General features: G+C 70.4%; 15 protein-coding genes. 9 read left to right on the top strand and 6 right to left on the bottom strand.

Features of this window, described 5'->3' with window-relative positions; genetic code table 11:
• Position 1: 1 nt before the first annotated feature.
• The gene (locus tag OQ789_RS00720; RefSeq protein ID WP_324682741.1) at positions 2-913 is read right to left on the bottom strand and encodes an A/G-specific adenine glycosylase; all 912 of its coding nucleotides are present in this window, start codon (positions 911-913) and stop codon (positions 2-4) included.
• Here OQ789_RS00720 and OQ789_RS00725 point away from each other — a divergent pair.
• Both OQ789_RS00725 and OQ789_RS00730 read left to right on the top strand, forming a co-directional pair.
• Positions 912-1529: a carbonic anhydrase gene (locus tag OQ789_RS00725; protein ID WP_324682743.1), complete on the top strand. Its 618-nt coding sequence runs from the start codon at positions 912-914 to the stop codon at positions 1527-1529. The genes OQ789_RS00720 and OQ789_RS00725 overlap by 2 nt on opposite strands.
• A gap of 111 nt (positions 1530-1640) precedes the next feature.
• Positions 1641-2450: a hypothetical protein gene (locus OQ789_RS00730; RefSeq protein ID WP_324682744.1), complete on the top strand. Its 810-nt coding sequence runs from the start codon at positions 1641-1643 to the stop codon at positions 2448-2450.
• Between the two features lie 22 nt (positions 2451-2472).
• Here OQ789_RS00730 and disA read toward each other — a convergent pair whose 3' ends face one another.
• From disA to OQ789_RS00745, 3 genes are read right to left on the bottom strand one after another with little or no spacing between them, the layout of a single operon-like run.
• Positions 2473-3546 carry a DNA integrity scanning diadenylate cyclase DisA gene (gene disA, locus OQ789_RS00735; protein ID WP_324682745.1) on the bottom strand — a complete coding sequence of 358 codons (1074 nt, stop codon included), beginning with the start codon at positions 3544-3546 and terminating at the stop codon, positions 2473-2475.
• Positions 3547-3552: 6 nt separating this feature from the next.
• Positions 3553-4989, bottom strand: coding sequence for a DNA repair protein RadA (radA, locus tag OQ789_RS00740; protein ID WP_324682746.1), 1437 nt, complete (start codon positions 4987-4989; stop codon positions 3553-3555).
• Positions 4990-5038: 49 nt separating this feature from the next.
• Entirely contained in the window at positions 5039-5596 is a 558-nt protein-coding gene (locus tag OQ789_RS00745; RefSeq protein WP_324682747.1) for a hypothetical protein, read from the bottom strand.
• 288 nt (positions 5597-5884) lie between these two features.
• Between OQ789_RS00745 and carD the strand changes: the two genes are divergently transcribed.
• From carD to OQ789_RS00775, 6 genes are all read left to right on the top strand, one after another.
• On the top strand, positions 5885-6373 hold the full coding sequence (carD, locus tag OQ789_RS00750) for an RNA polymerase-binding transcription factor CarD (RefSeq protein ID WP_007166539.1): 489 nt from the start codon (positions 5885-5887) through the stop codon (positions 6371-6373).
• 16 nt (positions 6374-6389) lie between these two features.
• Positions 6390-7103 (top strand): 2-C-methyl-D-erythritol 4-phosphate cytidylyltransferase, encoded by a 714-nt coding sequence (gene ispD, locus OQ789_RS00755; RefSeq protein ID WP_324682755.1) that lies wholly within the window; start codon positions 6390-6392, stop codon positions 7101-7103.
• Positions 7104-7117: 14 nt separating this feature from the next.
• A complete protein-coding gene (ispF, locus tag OQ789_RS00760; protein ID WP_324683335.1) occupies positions 7118-7597 on the top strand; it encodes a 2-C-methyl-D-erythritol 2,4-cyclodiphosphate synthase in 480 nt (159 codons plus the stop codon).
• Positions 7598-7711: 114 nt separating this feature from the next.
• Entirely contained in the window at positions 7712-9121 is a 1410-nt protein-coding gene (gene cysS, locus OQ789_RS00765) for a cysteine--tRNA ligase (protein ID WP_324682757.1), read from the top strand.
• Positions 9122-9132: 11 nt separating this feature from the next.
• Positions 9133-10065, top strand: coding sequence for a 23S rRNA (guanosine(2251)-2'-O)-methyltransferase RlmB (rlmB, locus tag OQ789_RS00770; RefSeq protein WP_324682759.1), 933 nt, complete (start codon positions 9133-9135; stop codon positions 10063-10065).
• 74 nt (positions 10066-10139) lie between these two features.
• Positions 10140-11057, top strand: coding sequence for a glycerophosphodiester phosphodiesterase (locus tag OQ789_RS00775; RefSeq protein WP_324683336.1), 918 nt, complete (start codon positions 10140-10142; stop codon positions 11055-11057).
• Here OQ789_RS00775 and OQ789_RS00780 read toward each other — a convergent pair.
• Positions 11054-12454 carry a 2-polyprenyl-6-methoxyphenol hydroxylase-like oxidoreductase gene (locus tag OQ789_RS00780; protein ID WP_324682761.1) on the bottom strand — a complete coding sequence of 467 codons (1401 nt, stop codon included), beginning with the start codon at positions 12452-12454 and terminating at the stop codon, positions 11054-11056. The two genes, OQ789_RS00775 and OQ789_RS00780, sit on opposite strands and share 4 nt — an antisense overlap.
• Before the next feature lie 170 nt (positions 12455-12624).
• On the opposite strand from OQ789_RS00780, the gene OQ789_RS00785 reads away from it, so the two are divergent.
• Positions 12625-15252 (top strand): helix-turn-helix transcriptional regulator, encoded by a 2628-nt coding sequence (locus tag OQ789_RS00785; protein WP_324682763.1) that lies wholly within the window; start codon positions 12625-12627, stop codon positions 15250-15252.
• On the opposite strand, the gene OQ789_RS00790 is transcribed toward OQ789_RS00785, so the two are convergent.
• A complete protein-coding gene (locus tag OQ789_RS00790; protein ID WP_324682765.1) occupies positions 15249-16490 on the bottom strand; it encodes an SLC13 family permease in 1242 nt (413 codons plus the stop codon). The genes OQ789_RS00785 and OQ789_RS00790 overlap by 4 nt on opposite strands.
• Between the last annotated feature and the right edge of the window lie 10 nt (positions 16491-16500).

A 16500-nucleotide genomic window follows, 5' to 3' on the forward strand; every position in this document is an offset into this window, starting at 1 on the left:
GCTAGTCTTCGCCCGGCAGTGCGAACCGACCGTCGGCCGTCTGCGCTACCAGGCCGTCGGCGAGCAACGAATACAGGGCCCGGTCGCGCTGCGCGGTATCGGTCATCCACGCCACATCCAGTTCGGCCCGGGTAACCGGAGAATCGCTGGCGCGCAACACATCCAGTAGACGGCCGCGGACCTGCCGATCGGTTCCTGCGTAGGTCTGGACGCGGCGGGCCGGGCCCTGCGCGGGCGGATAGCCGGCATGCCGCCACGCGCAGCGGCCCAGCGGACACAGCCCGCAGCGCGGCGCGCGCGCCGTGCACACCGTCGCACCCAGTTCCATTAGTGCGACCGAAAACGTCGGCGCCGTACCGTCGGCCGGCAGCAGCGCCGACACGTCGGCGTGGTCGCGCGTCGCGGACGGTGCGCCCGCATCGGCCAATCCGTGCACCACCCGCGCCACCACCCGGCGCACGTTGGTGTCCACCACCGGAACCGACTGCCGGTAGGCGAAGCACGCGATCGCGCGGGCGGTGTAGCTGCCGACACCCGGCAGCGTCAGCAGGGTGTCGACGTCCTCGGGAACCCGGTCGCCGTGATCCCGCGCGATCACGATGGCGCACTCGTGTAACCGCTTGGCCCGGCGCGGATAACCCAGCTTTCCCCAGGCGCGCAGCACGTCCGCGGCGCTGGCCGCCGCAGTGGCCGACGGGGTTGGCCAGCGCCGTACCCACTCCGTCCAGATCGGCAGCACCCGCGACACCGGTGTCTGCTGCAGCATGAATTCACTGACCAGGATCTGCCAGGCGCTCACCCCGGCCGCGCGCCAGGGCAGGTCGCGGCGGGACCGTTCGTACCAGTCGATCAACTTGTCGGCCGGAACATTTGGCCGACCGTTCACCGCCGGATGCGGCATGATGGCTGCCATGCCTAACACCAGCCCGGTAACCGCGTGGAAGTCACTCAAAGAAGGTAACGAGCGATTCGTCGCGGGAAAGCCGCAGCATCCCAGCCAAAGCGTTGAGCATCGGGCTCAGCTGGCCGGGGGCCAGAGTCCCACCGCGGTGGTGTTCGGCTGCGCGGACAGCAGGGTCGCCGCCGAGCTCATCTTCGATCAGGGCCTGGGCGACATGTTCGTGGTGCGCACCGCCGGGCAGGCCATCGATTCAGCGGTTCTGGGCTCCATCGAGTTCGCGGTGACGGTGCTCAACGTGCCGCTCATCGTCGTGCTGGGCCACGACAGCTGCGGTGCGGTCAAGGCCGCCATGAGCGCGATCCAGGACGGGACCATTCCCGGCGGTTTCGTGCGCGATGTGGTGGAGCGCGTGGCGCCGTCGATCCTGATGGGACGCCGGGACGGGCTGAGCCGGGTGGACGAGTTCGAGGAGCGGCACGTGCGTGAAACCGTGGCCCAGCTCGTGTCGCGGTCGACGGCGATCGCCGAGCGGGTGGCGGCGGGCACGGTGGCGGTCGCCGGTGTCACCTACCACCTTGCCGACGGGCGGGCGGCGCTGTGCGACCACGTCGGCGACATCGGCGAGTAGCCGGCGGCGCATAGGGCCCCGGGCGCTACTACACGGCGGTTGGCCAGCAAACCTGGCGACACGCCGAGGCAGGTCAGCCGAATCGGCGTGACCTGGGCCTACGCTGCGAACGTGCTCGATCTGGAACCGCGTGGCCCGCTACCCACCGAGATCTATTGGCGGCGCAGAGGCCTGGCCATTGGTATCGCGGTCGTCGTGATCGGGATCGTGGCCGCCATCGTCATCGCCTTCATGGGGCATAGCTCGGGCGCCAAGCCCGCCAAAGCCGACAAGGCCAGCGCCGCGCAGAACAAGCCGGGATCGCCTGCGCCCCAGGCGCCCCCGCCGGCGGGACCCGAGGGCCCCGCTCCGGTGGTGCCGCCGGTGCAGGGGCAGAACCCCGAGACCCCCACACCCACCGCCGCGGTGCAGCCGCCGCCGGTGCTGAAGGAGGGCGACGACTGCCCCGATTCGACGCTGGCTGTCAAGGGCCTGACCAACGCGCCGCAGTACTTCATCGGCGACCAGCCGAAGTTCACCATGGTCGTCACCAACATCGGGCTGGTGGCCTGCAAGCGCGACGTCGGCGCCGCGGTGCTGGCGGCTTACGTCTACTCGCTGGACAACAAGCGGCTGTGGTCGAACCTGGACTGTGCCCCGTCCAACGAGACGCTGATCAAGACCTTCACCCCGGGCGAGCAGGTCACCACCGCGGTGACGTGGACGGGAATGGGGTCCGCCCCGCACTGCCCGCTGCCGCGGCCGGCGATCGGGCCGGGCACCTACAACCTCGTCGTGCAGCTGGGCAATCTGCGCTCGATGCCGGTGCCGTTCATCATGAACCAGCCGCCCCCGCCGCCGGGTCCGGTGCCCGGGCCCGGGCAGCCGGGCGCCGTGCCGCAGCCGGAGGCGCCGCCGATGCCCCCGCCGCCGGCCGGCTGACGCAGACACAAATCAGCACGCACTAGCTCAATGAGTCGGTGATCGTCGACTCCGCCAGCTGCGACAGCCCTTCCCGCACGTGGCGGGCCCACATCGCGCCGATGCCGTCGACCGATTGCAGGTCGCTGGCGCTGGCCGCCAGCACGTTCTGCAGCGTGCCGAAGGAGCGAACCAGTAGGTCGGCGTGGGCGAACTGCAGCCTGGGAATGCCGGCCAGCGCCCGGTAGCCGCGCGGGCTGACCGCCGAATCCTGCGCCTCGGTGGTGGTCGGGTAGCCGAAAATCTTTGCCAGGATGGTGAAGTCGAGCAGCTCGGTGTCCGACAGCGCGTCCAGCTCGTCGAGCGTGGCCGTCATCTGCACCTCGGACAGCGGCTCCGGGCTGGCGTGATAGTCACGCACCATCAGTTCGCGGGCGTTGTCGTTGCCGCCCAGCAGCTCGTCGAGCTGCAGCCGCAGCTGGCGGCCGTCGGTGCCGAGTTCCACCACATCGTTGTCGATCACCTGTCCGATCCGGCGGACCAGCTCAAGCCGTTGCACCACCGTCATGACGTCGCGCAGGGTGACGAAGTCCTCGATCTCGGCGCGGGAGAGCTGCCTGCTGACCTCGTCGAGCCTGATCTTGTAGCGCTCCAGGGTGGCGATGGCCTGGTTGGCCCGCGAGAGGATTGTCGCCGAGTCGGTGACCACGTGGCGCTCCCCGCCCACATAGACCGTCACGATGTTCATCGAATGGCTCACCGAGATCACCGGGTAGCCGGTCTGGATCGCGGCCCGCTCCGCGGAGCGGTGCCGGGTTCCCGACTCGTCGGTGGCGATCGACGGGTCCGGCACCAGCTGCACGTTCGCGCGCACGATGCGGCTGCCGTCGGTGGACAGCACCACGGCGCCGTCCATCTTGGCCAGCTCGCGCAGCCGGGTGGGCGCGTAGCGCACATCCAGGGCGAAGCCGCCGTCGCAGATGGCCTCGACGGCCTCGTCGTTGCCGAGCACGATCAACGCGCCGGTGCGGCCGCGCAGGATGCGTTCCAGGCCGTCGCGCAGCCCGGTGCCCGGCGCCAGGCGGGCGACCGTTTCACGCAGTGTCGGACGAGTCACAACGTGTCATTCTTCAGGCCTGATGCGCCATGCGTCCAGCCGCCGCGGGTCTGCGCGCCCGCCGCCGCGGGGACCGGCGATGTCGACCATGTGCTGCAGCGCCGCTCCGATGGTGGGCGCGCGGAGCGCGCGCATCCCGTCCGGCACGATCTCGCGCCGCGGATCGTCCCCGTCCGGGATGAGCGCCACGGTGAAGCCCTGGCGGGCGGCTTCGGCCAGGCGCCGTTCCATGCCGCTGACCCGCCGGAGGTCTCCGGCGAGACCGACCTCGCCGATCATCACCGCCGTGGTGGGCAGCGGCAGATCCCCGAGCGCCGACGCCAGCGCGACCGCGACCGCCAAGTCCGACGACGGATCGGTCAGCCGCATGCCGCCGACCGTGGACAGGTAGATGTCGTTGGCCCCGATGGGCAACTTGGAGTGCTTTTCCAGTACTGCGGTGATCATGGCGGCCCTGGAGTGGTCGATGCCGCTGACGGCGCGGCGCGGCGATCCGCCCATCGGCATGGCCAGCAGCGCCTGCACCTCACCGATCAGCGGCCGCTTTCCGTCCAGCGTCACCGTGATCGCGGTGCCCGGGACCGGGGCCGGACGCTGATCCAGGAACAGGTTCGAGGGGTCGGTGATGCCCTCGATTCCGTTGTCGTGCAACAGGAAACACCCGACCTCGTCGGCCGCGCCGAACCTGTTCTTGATCCCGCGGACCATGCGCAGCGAGCCGCTGCGGTCGCCTTCGAAGTGCAGCACCACGTCGACCAGATGTTCCAGGGAACGCGGCCCGGCGATGGCCCCGTCCTTGGTGACGTGTCCGACGAGGATGAGCGCGACCCCGTTGGTTTTGGCCGCCGCGGTCAGCGCCGCCGTCACCGCGCGCACCTGGGTGACGCCGCCGGCCACGCCGTCGGCCTCGGTGGTGGACATGGTCTGCACCGAGTCCACGATCACCAGCGCGGGCTTGACGCTGGCGATGTGCTCGAGCACAGCGTGCAGGTCGGATTCGGCGGCCAAATAGAGTTGGTCGCTGCCGCAGCCGATGCGGTCGGCGCGCAGCCGGATCTGGCCCGCGGACTCCTCACCGGAGATGTACAGCGCGCGGCGGCCGGATTGCGCCGAGCGATGCGCGACCTCGAGCAGCAGCGTGGACTTGCCCACGCCCGGATCGCCGGCCAGCAGGGTGACCGAACCGGGCACCACCCCGCCGCCGAGCACCCGGTCTAATTCGTCGACACCCGTTGTGCGGTGCCGGCTGACGTCGGGCGCGATGGAGGTGATGGGTACGGCCGGCGACGCCGTCGCAAGACTGCCGCGACGGCCGGCGACCGCGCTGAGCACCGGGACCTCGTTTACGGTGCCCCAGGTGCCGCACTCCAGGCAGCGACCAACCCATTTCGCGGTGATATGCCGGCATTCCGAACACCGGTATTGAGAGCGTGCAACTGCCACGTCATGACGGTAGCGAGCGGCACCGACAAGCCGCCGTCACGACAGGCGGTTACCCTGCGTGGTCTTGGTGCGGCGCCAATCCGGCCGCGATCGGTACGGCGACGGTGGCCTGCCCGGCCTTCTCGAAATTGAAGGTGAAGTGGTAGGTGAGGCCGTTGGAGATCGGCTTGGCCAAGTTGACGGTCGCCCTGGCCGCGGCGGTGTTGGGGCCGACCGGGCCGGGCGCGACCTTCTGGCCCTCCGGCGTGCCCACGAACAGCGACCCGCCTGCCGGCAACCGCGGGTCGCCGCTGAGTGTCACCGTGCCGATGTCGCTGGTGACGGAGACCAGCCTGTCGGAGACGGTCGGCGATTGGTTGACGGCCACCAGCACCAGGTCGACCGTCCGGCCCGGCTGCAGGAAAGCCCCGTCTTGACTGGCCTGGATCCGGATGTCACGCAGCGCCACGTTGTTGAACGTGACCTTGTTGCCGTTGATGGCGGGCTCCTGGACCGCCATCTGCGAGACCTGGCCGGCCCCGCAACCGCTGAGCAGGGCGACCGGCAGGGCCAGCACAGCGGCGACGGCGAGCGCGGGAAGGCTGAGGCGGATCTTGACGCGGTTCACTCTCTCGAGCCTCCTGCTGAGCCGGTTCGACAATGCAACTATGCACAGTAGTAGGAAGGCCTGCCGCGCGATAGCGCGGGGCGCCAGACCAGCGCAGGAACGCCCCGGGAGCCGTTCCTCAGGCCGCCCCCGGACCCTCGCGGCGGCGTTGGTAATGTGCTGCACTGCACGACTTGGTCCCCATGTCAACCCCTAATCTGCGCGTGTTGTGCCCCTGACCTGCATCGTTGCTTCGCGCGTAGTTGGGTGGCCGTGTTAGGATGAAGTAACGAAAGGGGCTCGAATCAGATGATCTTCAAGGTCGGCGACACCGTTGTTTACCCGCATCACGGTGCTGCGTTAGTCGAGGCGATCGAAACCCGGACCATCAAAGGGGAGCAAAAAGAGTATCTCGTCTTGAAGGTGGCGCAGGGAGACCTGACGGTTCGAGTTCCCGCCGATAACGCCGAGTACGTCGGTGTCCGCGACGTCGTCGGACAAGAAGGTCTCGACAAGGTTTTCCAGGTGTTGCGCGCCCCGCACACCGAAGAGCCGACCAACTGGTCGCGCCGCTACAAGGCCAATCTGGAAAAGCTCGCATCCGGCGATGTCAACAAGGTCGCCGAGGTAGTCCGCGATCTGTGGCGTCGCGACCAGGAGCGCGGCCTGTCGGCCGGCGAGAAGCGGATGCTGGCCAAGGCCCGGCAGATTCTGGTCGGTGAATTGGCGCTCGCCGAGAGCACTGACGACGCCAAGGCGGAGACCATCCTCGACGAGGTTCTGGCCGCCGCTTCCTGAAGGTCCTGACGCTTCGGTGGCCCCGGAGACGGGCCCCTCGGGCAAAGTAGTCGCAGTCGTCCCCGCCGCAGGGTCGGGTGAGCGACTCTCGGCAGGTATTCCCAAGGCATTTTGTTTGGTCGACGGCCGCACGCTGCTGCAGCGGGCCGTTGCCGGCTTGCTGGACTCCGGAGTCATCGATCACGTCGTTGTGGCGGTCCCCGCCGACCGGACCGACGAAGCCGAGCGGGTCCTGGGCGACCCGGTCGGCGCCGCACAGGTCACCGTCGTCGCCGGCGGGGCCGACCGCAGCCAATCGGTCAGCCTGGCCCTGGCGGCTCTGCCGAGCGCGTCCGAGTTCGTGCTCGTGCACGACGCCGCGCGGGCGCTGACACCGCCGGCCCTGATCACTCGCGTAGTCGAGGCGCTGCGGGCGGGTCACGACGCCGTGGTGCCCGCGCTGCGCCCGCATGACACCATCAAGGCCGTGGACGCCAACGGGGTGGTCCTGGGGACGCCGGAGCGCGACGGGCTGCGCGCCGTGCAGACTCCGCAGGGCTTCGCGGCCGATCTGCTGTCGCGCGCCTATCGTGCCGGGTCCGGGATGCCCGGCTTCACCGACGACGCGTCGCTGGTCGAGCACATCGGCGGCCGGGTCCAGGTGGTCGAGGGCGACCCGCTGGCCTTCAAGATCACCACCCCGCTCGATTTGCTGCTCGCCGAGACCCTGGTGCGCGGGGTGCGCGGGTGACCGCGCCGGGTTCCCTGCCATCCCTTCCGAGGGTCGGTTTGGGCGTCGACGTCCACCCGATCGAACGAGGACGGCCGTGCTGGCTGCTTGGCCTGCTCTTCGCCGGCGCCGACGGCTGCGCCGGGCACTCCGACGGCGACGTCGGGGCACATGCGCTGTGTGACGCGGTGCTGTCGGCGGCCGGGCTGGGGGACGTGGGCGCGGTGTTCGGAGTCGACGACCCGCGCTGGAAGGGCGTCAGCGGCGCCGACATGCTGCGCCATGTCGTCGACCTGCTGTCGCGGCACGGCTTCCGGATCGGCAACGCGGCCGTGCAGGTGATCGGCAACCGGCCGAAGATCGGCCCGCGCCGCGACGAGGCGCAGCGGACGCTGTCGGACCTGCTGGGTGCCCCGGTGTCGGTGTCGGCCACCACCACCGACGGGCTCGGCCTGACGGGACGCGGCGAGGGCCTGGCCGCGGTCGCGACGGCCCTGGTGATGTCGGCTTCATAGCGCGGCTTCACAGCGCCGCGCGTCACGCTGGGGCAACGCTCGGCACCCGGAGCCACCCTGGCGTGACGCTCGCGGGCGCGGGCCGCGGCAATTGGCCAGGTAAGCTGGCACGTCGTGACCGATCACGCCCGCTTGCGGCTACACGACACGGCGGCAGGCGCCGTGCGTGATTTCGTTCCGCTACGCGAGGGTCACGTCTCGATCTACCTCTGCGGCGCCACCGTCCAGGGCCTCCCGCACATCGGCCATGTCCGCAGCGGGGTGGCCTTCGACATCTTGCGCCGATGGCTGATCGCCCGCGGCTGCGACGTCGCGTTCATCCGCAACGTCACCGACATCGACGACAAGATCCTCAACAAGGCCGCCGCGGCGGGCAGGCCGTGGTGGGAGTGGGCGGCCACCTACGAGCGCGCCTTCAGCGCCGCCTACGACGCCCTGGACGTGTTGCCGCCGTCGGCCGAGCCGCGGGCCACCGGGCACATCACCCAGATGGTCGAACTGATGGGACGGCTGATCGAAACCGATCACGCCTACGCCGCGGGCGGCGACGTCTACTTCAACGTGCTCAGCTATCCCGAATACGGGCAGCTGTCCGGGCACCGGCTCGACGACGTCCACCAGGGCGAGGGCGTGGCCACCGGCAAACGCGATCAGCGTGATTTCACCCTGTGGAAGGCCGCCAAGCCCGGCGAGCCGTCCTGGCCCACCCCATGGGGCCGCGGCCGCCCGGGCTGGCACCTGGAATGCTCCGCGATGGCCCGCACATATCTGGGGCCGGAATTCGACATCCATTGCGGTGGAATGGACTTGGTCTTCCCGCACCACGAGAACGAGATCGCCCAGAGCCGTGCCGCCGGCGACGGCTTCGCCCGCTACTGGCTGCATAACGGCTGGGTGACGATGGGCGGCGAGAAGATGAGCAAGTCGCTGGGCAACGTGCTGGCGATACCGGCGTTGCTGCAGCGTGTGCGCCCCGCCGAACTGCGCTACTACCTGGGCAGCGCCCACTACCGCTCGATGCTGGAATTCTCCGATCTGGCCCTGCAGGACGCGGTGAAGGCCTACGTCGGCGTCGAGGAATTCCTGCACCGGGTACGGATACGGGTCGGCGGGGTCGAGCCGGGGCAGTGGACGCCGAAGTTCGCGGCGGCGCTCAACGACGACCTGGCGGTGCCCTCCGCGCTGGCCGAGGTGCACCAGTCCCGCGCGGAAGGCAACCGGGCGCTGGACTCCGGCGATCACGAAGGCGCACTGCGACATGCCGGTGCCATCCGCGCGATGATGGGCATCCTGGGCTGCGACCCGCTCGACGAACGCTGGGAGACCCGCGACGAGACATCGGCGGCGCTGGCCGCCGTCGACGTGCTGGTCCACGCGGAGCTGGAGAACCGACAGAAGGCGCGCGAGGAACGCAACTGGGCGCTCGCCGACGAGATCCGCGACCGGCTCAAGTACGCCGGAGTCGAGGTCACCGATACCGCCGACGGGCCGCAGTGGTCGCTGCGGGCCGGTCCGGAACAGTAGGGGCCGCGCAGATGGCGGGCAATTCGCGTCGCCGCGGGGCGATACGCAAAGAGGGCACCAAGAAGGGCCCGACCGTGGGTTCCGGGGGCCAGCGCCGCCGCGGCCTGGAGGGCCGTGGGCCCACCCCGCCCGCGCACCTGCGCCCCAACCATCCGGCGGCCAAGCGGGCCAAAGCCCAGAGCCGCCGGCCGGCGCGGGCCCGGACCGACGAGTCGGAGACGGTGCTCGGCCGCAACCCGGTGCTGGAATGTCTGCGGGCCGGGGTGCCTGCCACCGCGCTCTACGTGGCGCTGGGCACCGAAGCCGACGAGCGGCTCACCGAATCCGTCACCCGCGCAGCCGATTCGGGAATTTCCATCCTCGAGTTGCCGCGTGCCGACCTGGACCGGATGACCGGCAACCACCTGCATCAGGGCCTCGCGCTGCAGGTACCGCCGTACAACTACGCCCACCCCGACGATCTGGTTGCCGCCGCACTGGCCTCCCCGCCGGCCCTGCTGGTCGCGCTGGACAACATCTCCGACCCCCGCAACCTGGGCGCCATCGTGCGGTCGGTGGCGGCATTCGGAGGCCACGGGGTGCTGATCCCGCAGCGACGGTCGGCCTCTGTGACGGCGGTGGCCTGGCGCACCAGCGCCGGGGCCGCCGCCCGCATCCCGGTGGCGCGAGCCACGAATCTGAACAGGACGCTGACGGATTGGGCCGGCCGCGGGCTCCGGGTGCTCGGGCTCGATGCCGGCGGTGACACCACGCTCGACCAGATCGACGGCACCGATCCTCTGGTGGTGGTCGTGGGCTCGGAAGGCAAGGGTCTGTCGCGGTTGGTGCGGCAGAACTGCGACGAAATCGTGTCCATCCCGATGGCGGGTAACGCCGAATCGCTGAACGCGTCGGTGGCCGCCGGGGTGGTGCTCGCCGAAATCACGCGCTTGCGCAGGATCTGACTCCGGTGCCCGGCCCGCCCGCACGCCTGGCGGCCGTGCTGGCGCTGCTGGCCGTCGTGGCGTTACCGCTCGGCATGGCCCGGGCCCAGGCGTCCGACTTCGACCTGCAGGCCCATCGCGGCGGCCGCGGGGAAACCACCGAGGAATCCCTGCGCGCGTTCGCCAAGTCGCTCGAATTGGGCGTCAGCACTTTGGAACTCGACATCGTGCTCAGCAAGGACAAGCAGCCCCTGGTCTGGCACGACCCGATGATCCAGCCCGACAAGTGCGCCGACACCGCGCCCGCGTTCGCCGGCGACCCGCAGTACCCGTACGTCGGCAAGTCGGTGCACGAGCTCACCCTGGCGCAGGTCGGCACCCTGGACTGTGGGCGCCGGCTCGATGACTATCCGCGGGCCGAAGTGGTGCGGGGCAACAAGATTGCGACGCTGCCGCAGGTGTTCGCGCTGGCCGACTCTTATCGCGCCGACGCGATCCGCTACAACATCGAAACCAAGGTGGAGGCCGATCGGCCCGGTGTATCCGCCGAGCCGCAGGAGTTCGTCGACGTGATATTGGCCGCGGTCAGGTCCGGGGGCAAGGTCGACCGGGTGGCGATCGAGAGCTTCGACTGGCGCACCCTGCCCCTGGTACGTGGCGCCGAGCCGTCAATTCCGTTGGTGGCCTTATATGACGAGCAGACCTGGGTGGCCGGCTCCCCGTGGCTGGCGGGCGAAAACCCTGCGCTCATCGGCGATCCCCTGGTCGGCGCGCGGATGGTGGGGGCGAGCATCGCCTCCCCGGACTACCGGCTGGTCGCCGGTGAGCCGTACGTCGACCGCGCGCATGCGTTGGGGCTCAAGGTGATTCCGTGGACGGTGAACGACGCGGCCACCATGCGTGAGCAGATCGGCTTCGGCGTCGACGGCATCATCACCGACTATCCGAAGCTCGCGCGTGGCGTGCTCGCCGAACTGTCGATGCCGTTGCCGCCGGCCTACCGGCGGGGTTAGCGGGTCACGCTGCCGGCCAGATCGCGTGCCGGCCGCTCGTCGTCGCGGCGCGGCCGGCGACGGTTGGCCAGGGCGGCGCGCCACATCATGCCCGGGCGCAGCAGCCGGGTAGCGGGATCGAGGAGCGCGGTGACCCTCACGAAGTGATCGACGGCGACGGGGTCGTACTCGGTCGCGGTGAGTATGCGGTCGATGTACCCATTCAGGATGCGGGTGAAAAATGGTGGTGTGCCTTCGATTTCGGGCAGGCACAGGTCGGGGTTGGCGGACAGTTCCCATGCCTGGCGGATCGGCGCCGCGGCGGCGCGGAAGAATCGCCGCGCCAGATCGCCCGTGCCGCCGGACAGGCAGTCGTGCAGCGCCTCGGCCTCCAGCGCGGCGACCGTCATGCCCTGACCGTAGATAGGGTTGAAGCTGCAGATCGCGTCCCCCATCACCAACAGGCCTTCGGGGAAGCGTTGCATCTGGTCGTATCGGCGCCACTGACTCGACGGCTGACCGTGCCGGGTGGGCTCCCCGACGGGTTCGGCGGCCCGGACCGCGGCCAGCAGGTGGGCCGGTGCGAAGTCCTCGACGAACTCGCACATCGACACCAGGTCCAGCCGCGGCGCCTGGCCCGCGACGCCGTAGACGGTGAACATCCAGGTGTCGTTCTCCATGCGCAGCATGCCCAGCCCGCGCGGCCGCCCCGGCACCACCCCGACTACGAAACCCGACTCGTGCAGCGCGTCCGGCGCCATGCGCAGGAACTGGCTCGCATAGGTGAGGTGCACGGGAACGTGAACCTCGGGCGGGCGCTGGTAGCCCAGGGCATGCAGCCATGCCGGGGTGCGGGCACCGCGGCCGGTGGCATCGAGCACCAGATCCGCGGCCAGCACGATGTCCTCGCGTGTCCGACGGTTGACGATCCGGGCGCCACTGACGCGGCGGCGGTCTGCTGTGGTGGTCAGGTCCACGATGTCGTGCTCATCGAGGAGCGTGATGTTGGGGATACGGCGCAGGCGCGCGCGGACGTGTTCCTCGAGGAACGGCCGGGTGGCGAGATACGCGGCGAACGAGGGGGCGCCACCGGTGCGCACCATCAGGTGCCCGCCGAGGTTGTAGTACAGCAGGGAGAGATCCCCGCCATCCAGGTGATGAGCGCCGTCGCCGACCATCTCGTCCAGGACGCCGGGGAACAAGCGCTCGAGCACCTGGGCGCCGCGAGGCAGCAGGCCATGGAGGTGCCGGCCCTGTGGCACGCCGCGGCGCGGGGCGGCGGTTTCGGCGGGAATGTCGGGCAGCGGATCGCGCTCCACCACCGTGACCGTGCCGTAGAAGTCGCTGAGCGTTCGCGCGGCCACCAGGCCGGCCATGCTCGCTCCCAATACCACTGCGTGCTCGCCGATCTTTGCCATAGCCCACCGCCCGTGTTGCGTGCCAATCCGACGAAAACCATGCTCACGTGGCAGAACAGGCGCCGACAGCGTAGTCGGCTACGTCATTGCTGTACGGCGGCCGCACCGTGGGCCCCCGAAACCGCGGCAAAGCCCCCCGTTCCATGCTGGTGCGCCGTTATAGTCGCCGAGTGATCGGCGCCGAGCCGCTGGCCGGGCGTGACAGCGAATTGAGGATCATTCGCCGCGCCCTGAGTCCGGGCGGCAACCGCACGGGGGTGGTGATCGCCGGAGCCGCCGGCGTGGGCAAGACCTGGCTCGCGCAGGAAGTGCTGCGGCGCGCCGAGGCGTCCGGGGAGTGCACCAAGTGGATCGTGGCCACCGGCTCGGCGCAGGCGCTGCCCCTGGGCGCGTTCATCGGGGCGCTGGGCGCCGCGATGTCGGATCCGCTGACCGATGTGCGGCGGGTGATCAATTCGTTCGTCGCGCAACAGCGTCAGCGCCGTGTGCTGGTGGGGATCGACGACGCACACCTGCTCGACGGGCTGTCGGCGCTCGTCGTGCACCAGCTGGCGCAGTCCGGTGGGGTCCGGCTGGTGGCCACCGTCCGTACCGGCAGCGACGGGCCGGACGCGGTGACGGCGCTGTGGAAAGACGGGCTGTTGGAAAGGCTTGACCTCACGCCGTTTTCGGCCGCGACCACGCGCGAAGCCATCGAGAGCCGGCTGGACGGTCCGGTCGATGCGCGCAGCGCCGCCCGGTTTCACAAGCTGACCGGTGGCAACGCGCTGTTCCTGCGGCAGCTGGTGGCCGACCAGGTGGCCGCCGGGCGGATGCGCAAGACGGCCGGGGTGTGGATGTGGGACGGCGACGTCGCGGTATCGGAAACCCTGTCGGACACGGTGGGCCGTCAGATGGGTCGGCTGAGCGCCGAAGTGGCGATCGTGATCGACACCCTGTCGCAGTGTGAGCCGTTGGCCGTGGAGGCGCTGTGCGATCTGGCACGGCGCAGCGACGTCGCGGCGGCCGAACGGATGGGGCTGGTGACCATCGAACGCACCGGAGCCGGGTTGACGGCCCGGCTCGCCCATCCACTGTTCGGTGAGCTGCGCCGGGCGGGCGCCGGTGAGATGTACCTGTCGGAACTCCGCGGCAGGCTGGCGACGCGGCTGGGCAAGGACCGCGACGCCGACATGCAGGCCACGGTGCGCCGCGCAGTGCTGCGTCTCGAGTCCGACCTCGACCCCGACCCCGGGCTGTACCTGGAATCGGCGCGGCATGCGATGACCCTGCTCGATCTCGATCTGGCCGACCGGTTCGCCACCGCCGCCGCCAAAGCCGGGGCGCCCGGTGCCGCCGGGGTGCAAGCCATGAACCTGGCGCTGCTCGGCCGCGGCGAGGCCGCCGAGGCGGCGCTGCGCGAGATGGCCGACGCCGACCTTCCCGACGGCCATCACTGGGCGACGGTGCGGGCGGCCAACCTGATCTGGAATCTGTTCCGGCCCAAGGACGCGGCCGCGATCCTCGACGGCCTCGCCGTGACCGCGGAGACGCCGGCCCAGCGGGCCGAGCGGCTCGCGGTGCAGGCGTGCCTGGACGCGGTGGCGGCGCGGTGTGAGATCGCGGCCGAAACCGCCCGGGCCGCTTTGGGTTTCCCCGAACTGCCCGGCTTTCACGCGATGATGGCCTCGCTCGCCTTGATCATGGCGATGGGGGCGCTGGGTCGGGTCGGCGAGCTCACGGGCGTGGCGGAGCAGACGCTGCGCGGTGCGACGACGTCGTTTCAGGCGTCGCACATGCGGTTCTGGTTCGGCGCCGTGTACGGGCGCGCCTGCCGATTGACCGGCCGGATCGACGAATTCGTCAACACCGCAAGGAAACTGGACGATGCGTCCCGTGACATTCCGGGCCTGGCGTATGCCAACCTCGCCCTGCTGTCGGGCAACGCCGAGCTGGCCCGCGGTGCCGTCGCGGAGGCCGCCCGGCTGATCCACGAGGCGGTGGCCGGGGTGCAAATACTTTATGTAACAACGGGTTTGCGTCCTGCGAGCTACTTCGCGCTGGCCGAGTCACATGCCAAGCTCGGGCAGGCCGGGGAGGCGAATGACGCGGTCGCCGCGGCGCGCTCCTGCGTGCCGGAGGACTTTCTGTTCATGCACACCGGCTTGTCGCTGGCAGAGGGGTGGGCGCTGGCGGCCGGCGGCCGGTTGGGCGAGGCCGTGGCATGTGTGCAGGAGGCGGCGCGGGTGGCCCGCGACCGAGGCCAGCCCACGCACGAGCTGGCCTGCATTCAGGCGGCGGCGCAATGGGGCGATGCCTCGCAGGCGGCGCGGGCGCGAGAGCTGGCCGGTGCGTTGTCGTTACCGCTGGCCGACGCCGTCGCGTCGCACGCGCAGGCGCTGTCGGCCTCCGATGGCGAGAGCCTGCTCGCGGCCTCGGCGGCATATCGCAGGATCGGTGATCGGGTCGCGGCCGCCGACGCGGCGGCGCAGGCCGCGGTGCTGTTCGACGAACAGCAACACCATCGCCGTGGGCTGTACGCGGCGGCGTCGGCCAGGGAACTGGCCGACGAGTGCGGGGGTCTGCACACGCCCGCCCTGCACACTCCGACTGGCCTCAAATTGTCCGGCCGCCAGCGTGATGTCGTCGAACTCGTGGTGGCCGGTCTGTCCAACCGCGACATCGCCGAGAAGCTGGTGATGTCGGTGCGCACCGTCGAGGGCCACGTGTATCGGGCCTGCCAGCGCGTGGGCGCGCAGTCGCGCGAGGAGCTGGCGTCGATCATCCGGTCGGGACCCTGCGTCCCGCCCGCACCCTAGAGGCCCAGCAGCCGCGCCGACGCCCACAGCGCGAGCACCGCCGCCGTCAGCGAGGCGGGCACCGTGCATATGCCGAGGCGGGTGTATTCGCCGGCGCCGGCGTCGACGTTGTGCTGCCGTAACACTCGCCGCCACAACAGGTTCGACAGCGAACCGACATACGTCAGGTTGGGGCCGATGTTCACCCCGACGAGTACCGCCAACACCGCGACCGGGCCGGTCGGCGCAACCAGCGGCAGCAGCACCAGGGTGGCGGGCAGGTTGTTGACGACGTTGGCCAGCGCGGCCGCCGTCGCCGCGACCGCGAGCAGTGCGGGCAGTCCCGCGCCCGACGGCAGCACCGCCGACATCGCCCGGTTCATCCCGTTGAGCATGACCGCCTGCACCACCACGCCCAGCGCGGGTACGAACACCAAGAACGACACGTTCGCCGAGCGCACGATGTCGGACGCCGAGGTGCGCCGGTGCCGCAGGCTGCGCACCGCCAGCACCGCGGCGCCGCACAGCGCCACCCAGGCCGGGGCGATCCCGACGGACTGGGCGACCGCAAATCCGGCGAGTGTCAGCGCGACGACCACCAACACGAACACCGGTGGGCGCGGCGGCGCGCCCAGCTGCTCGGGGTGGGGCTGCACCCGCAGGTCGTCGGCGAAGAACCACCGGAAGACCACGTAGAGGACGGCCACCGTGCCCACCCACGGCGCCGCCATCGCCAGCGTGAACTTGGTGAACGAAATGTGGGCGGTGTGGAAGGCCAGCAGGTTGGTCAGGTTCGACACCGGTAGCAGCAGCGACGCGCCGTTGGCCAGGTGCGCGGTGGCGTAGGCGTACGGCCGCACCGGGGTGCGCTGTCGCCGAACCGCGGCGAGCACCACCGGGGTGAGCAGCACCACGGCCGCGTCCAGGCTCAGCACCGCGGTGATCGCCGAGGCGATGACGAACACGCGGCCCAGCAGGCCGCCCGAGGAGACCCGCCCCCGCGCGATCGCCGCGCCCGCGGCCTCGAACAGGCCCTCATCGTCGCAGAGCTTGGCCAGCACCAGCACCGCACCCAAAAACGCCACCACCCCGGACAGGTCGGCGATCTCTTTGGCCGCCTGGTCGACCGAGATCGCGCCGACGGCGATCAGGATCAGGGCAGCTGGCACCGCGGCCAGCGCCTCGGGCCAGCCCCTGGGGCGCGCAACGGCGAATGCCAGCACAACGGCAAGCAGCAGCAGCGCAAGCGTCAGGGCCAACGTCGAAATC

It is taken from the genome of Mycobacterium sp. 94-17 (genome assembly GCF_035617725.1).
In the GTDB taxonomy this organism is placed as follows: Bacteria; Actinomycetota; Actinomycetes; order Mycobacteriales; family Mycobacteriaceae; genus Mycobacterium.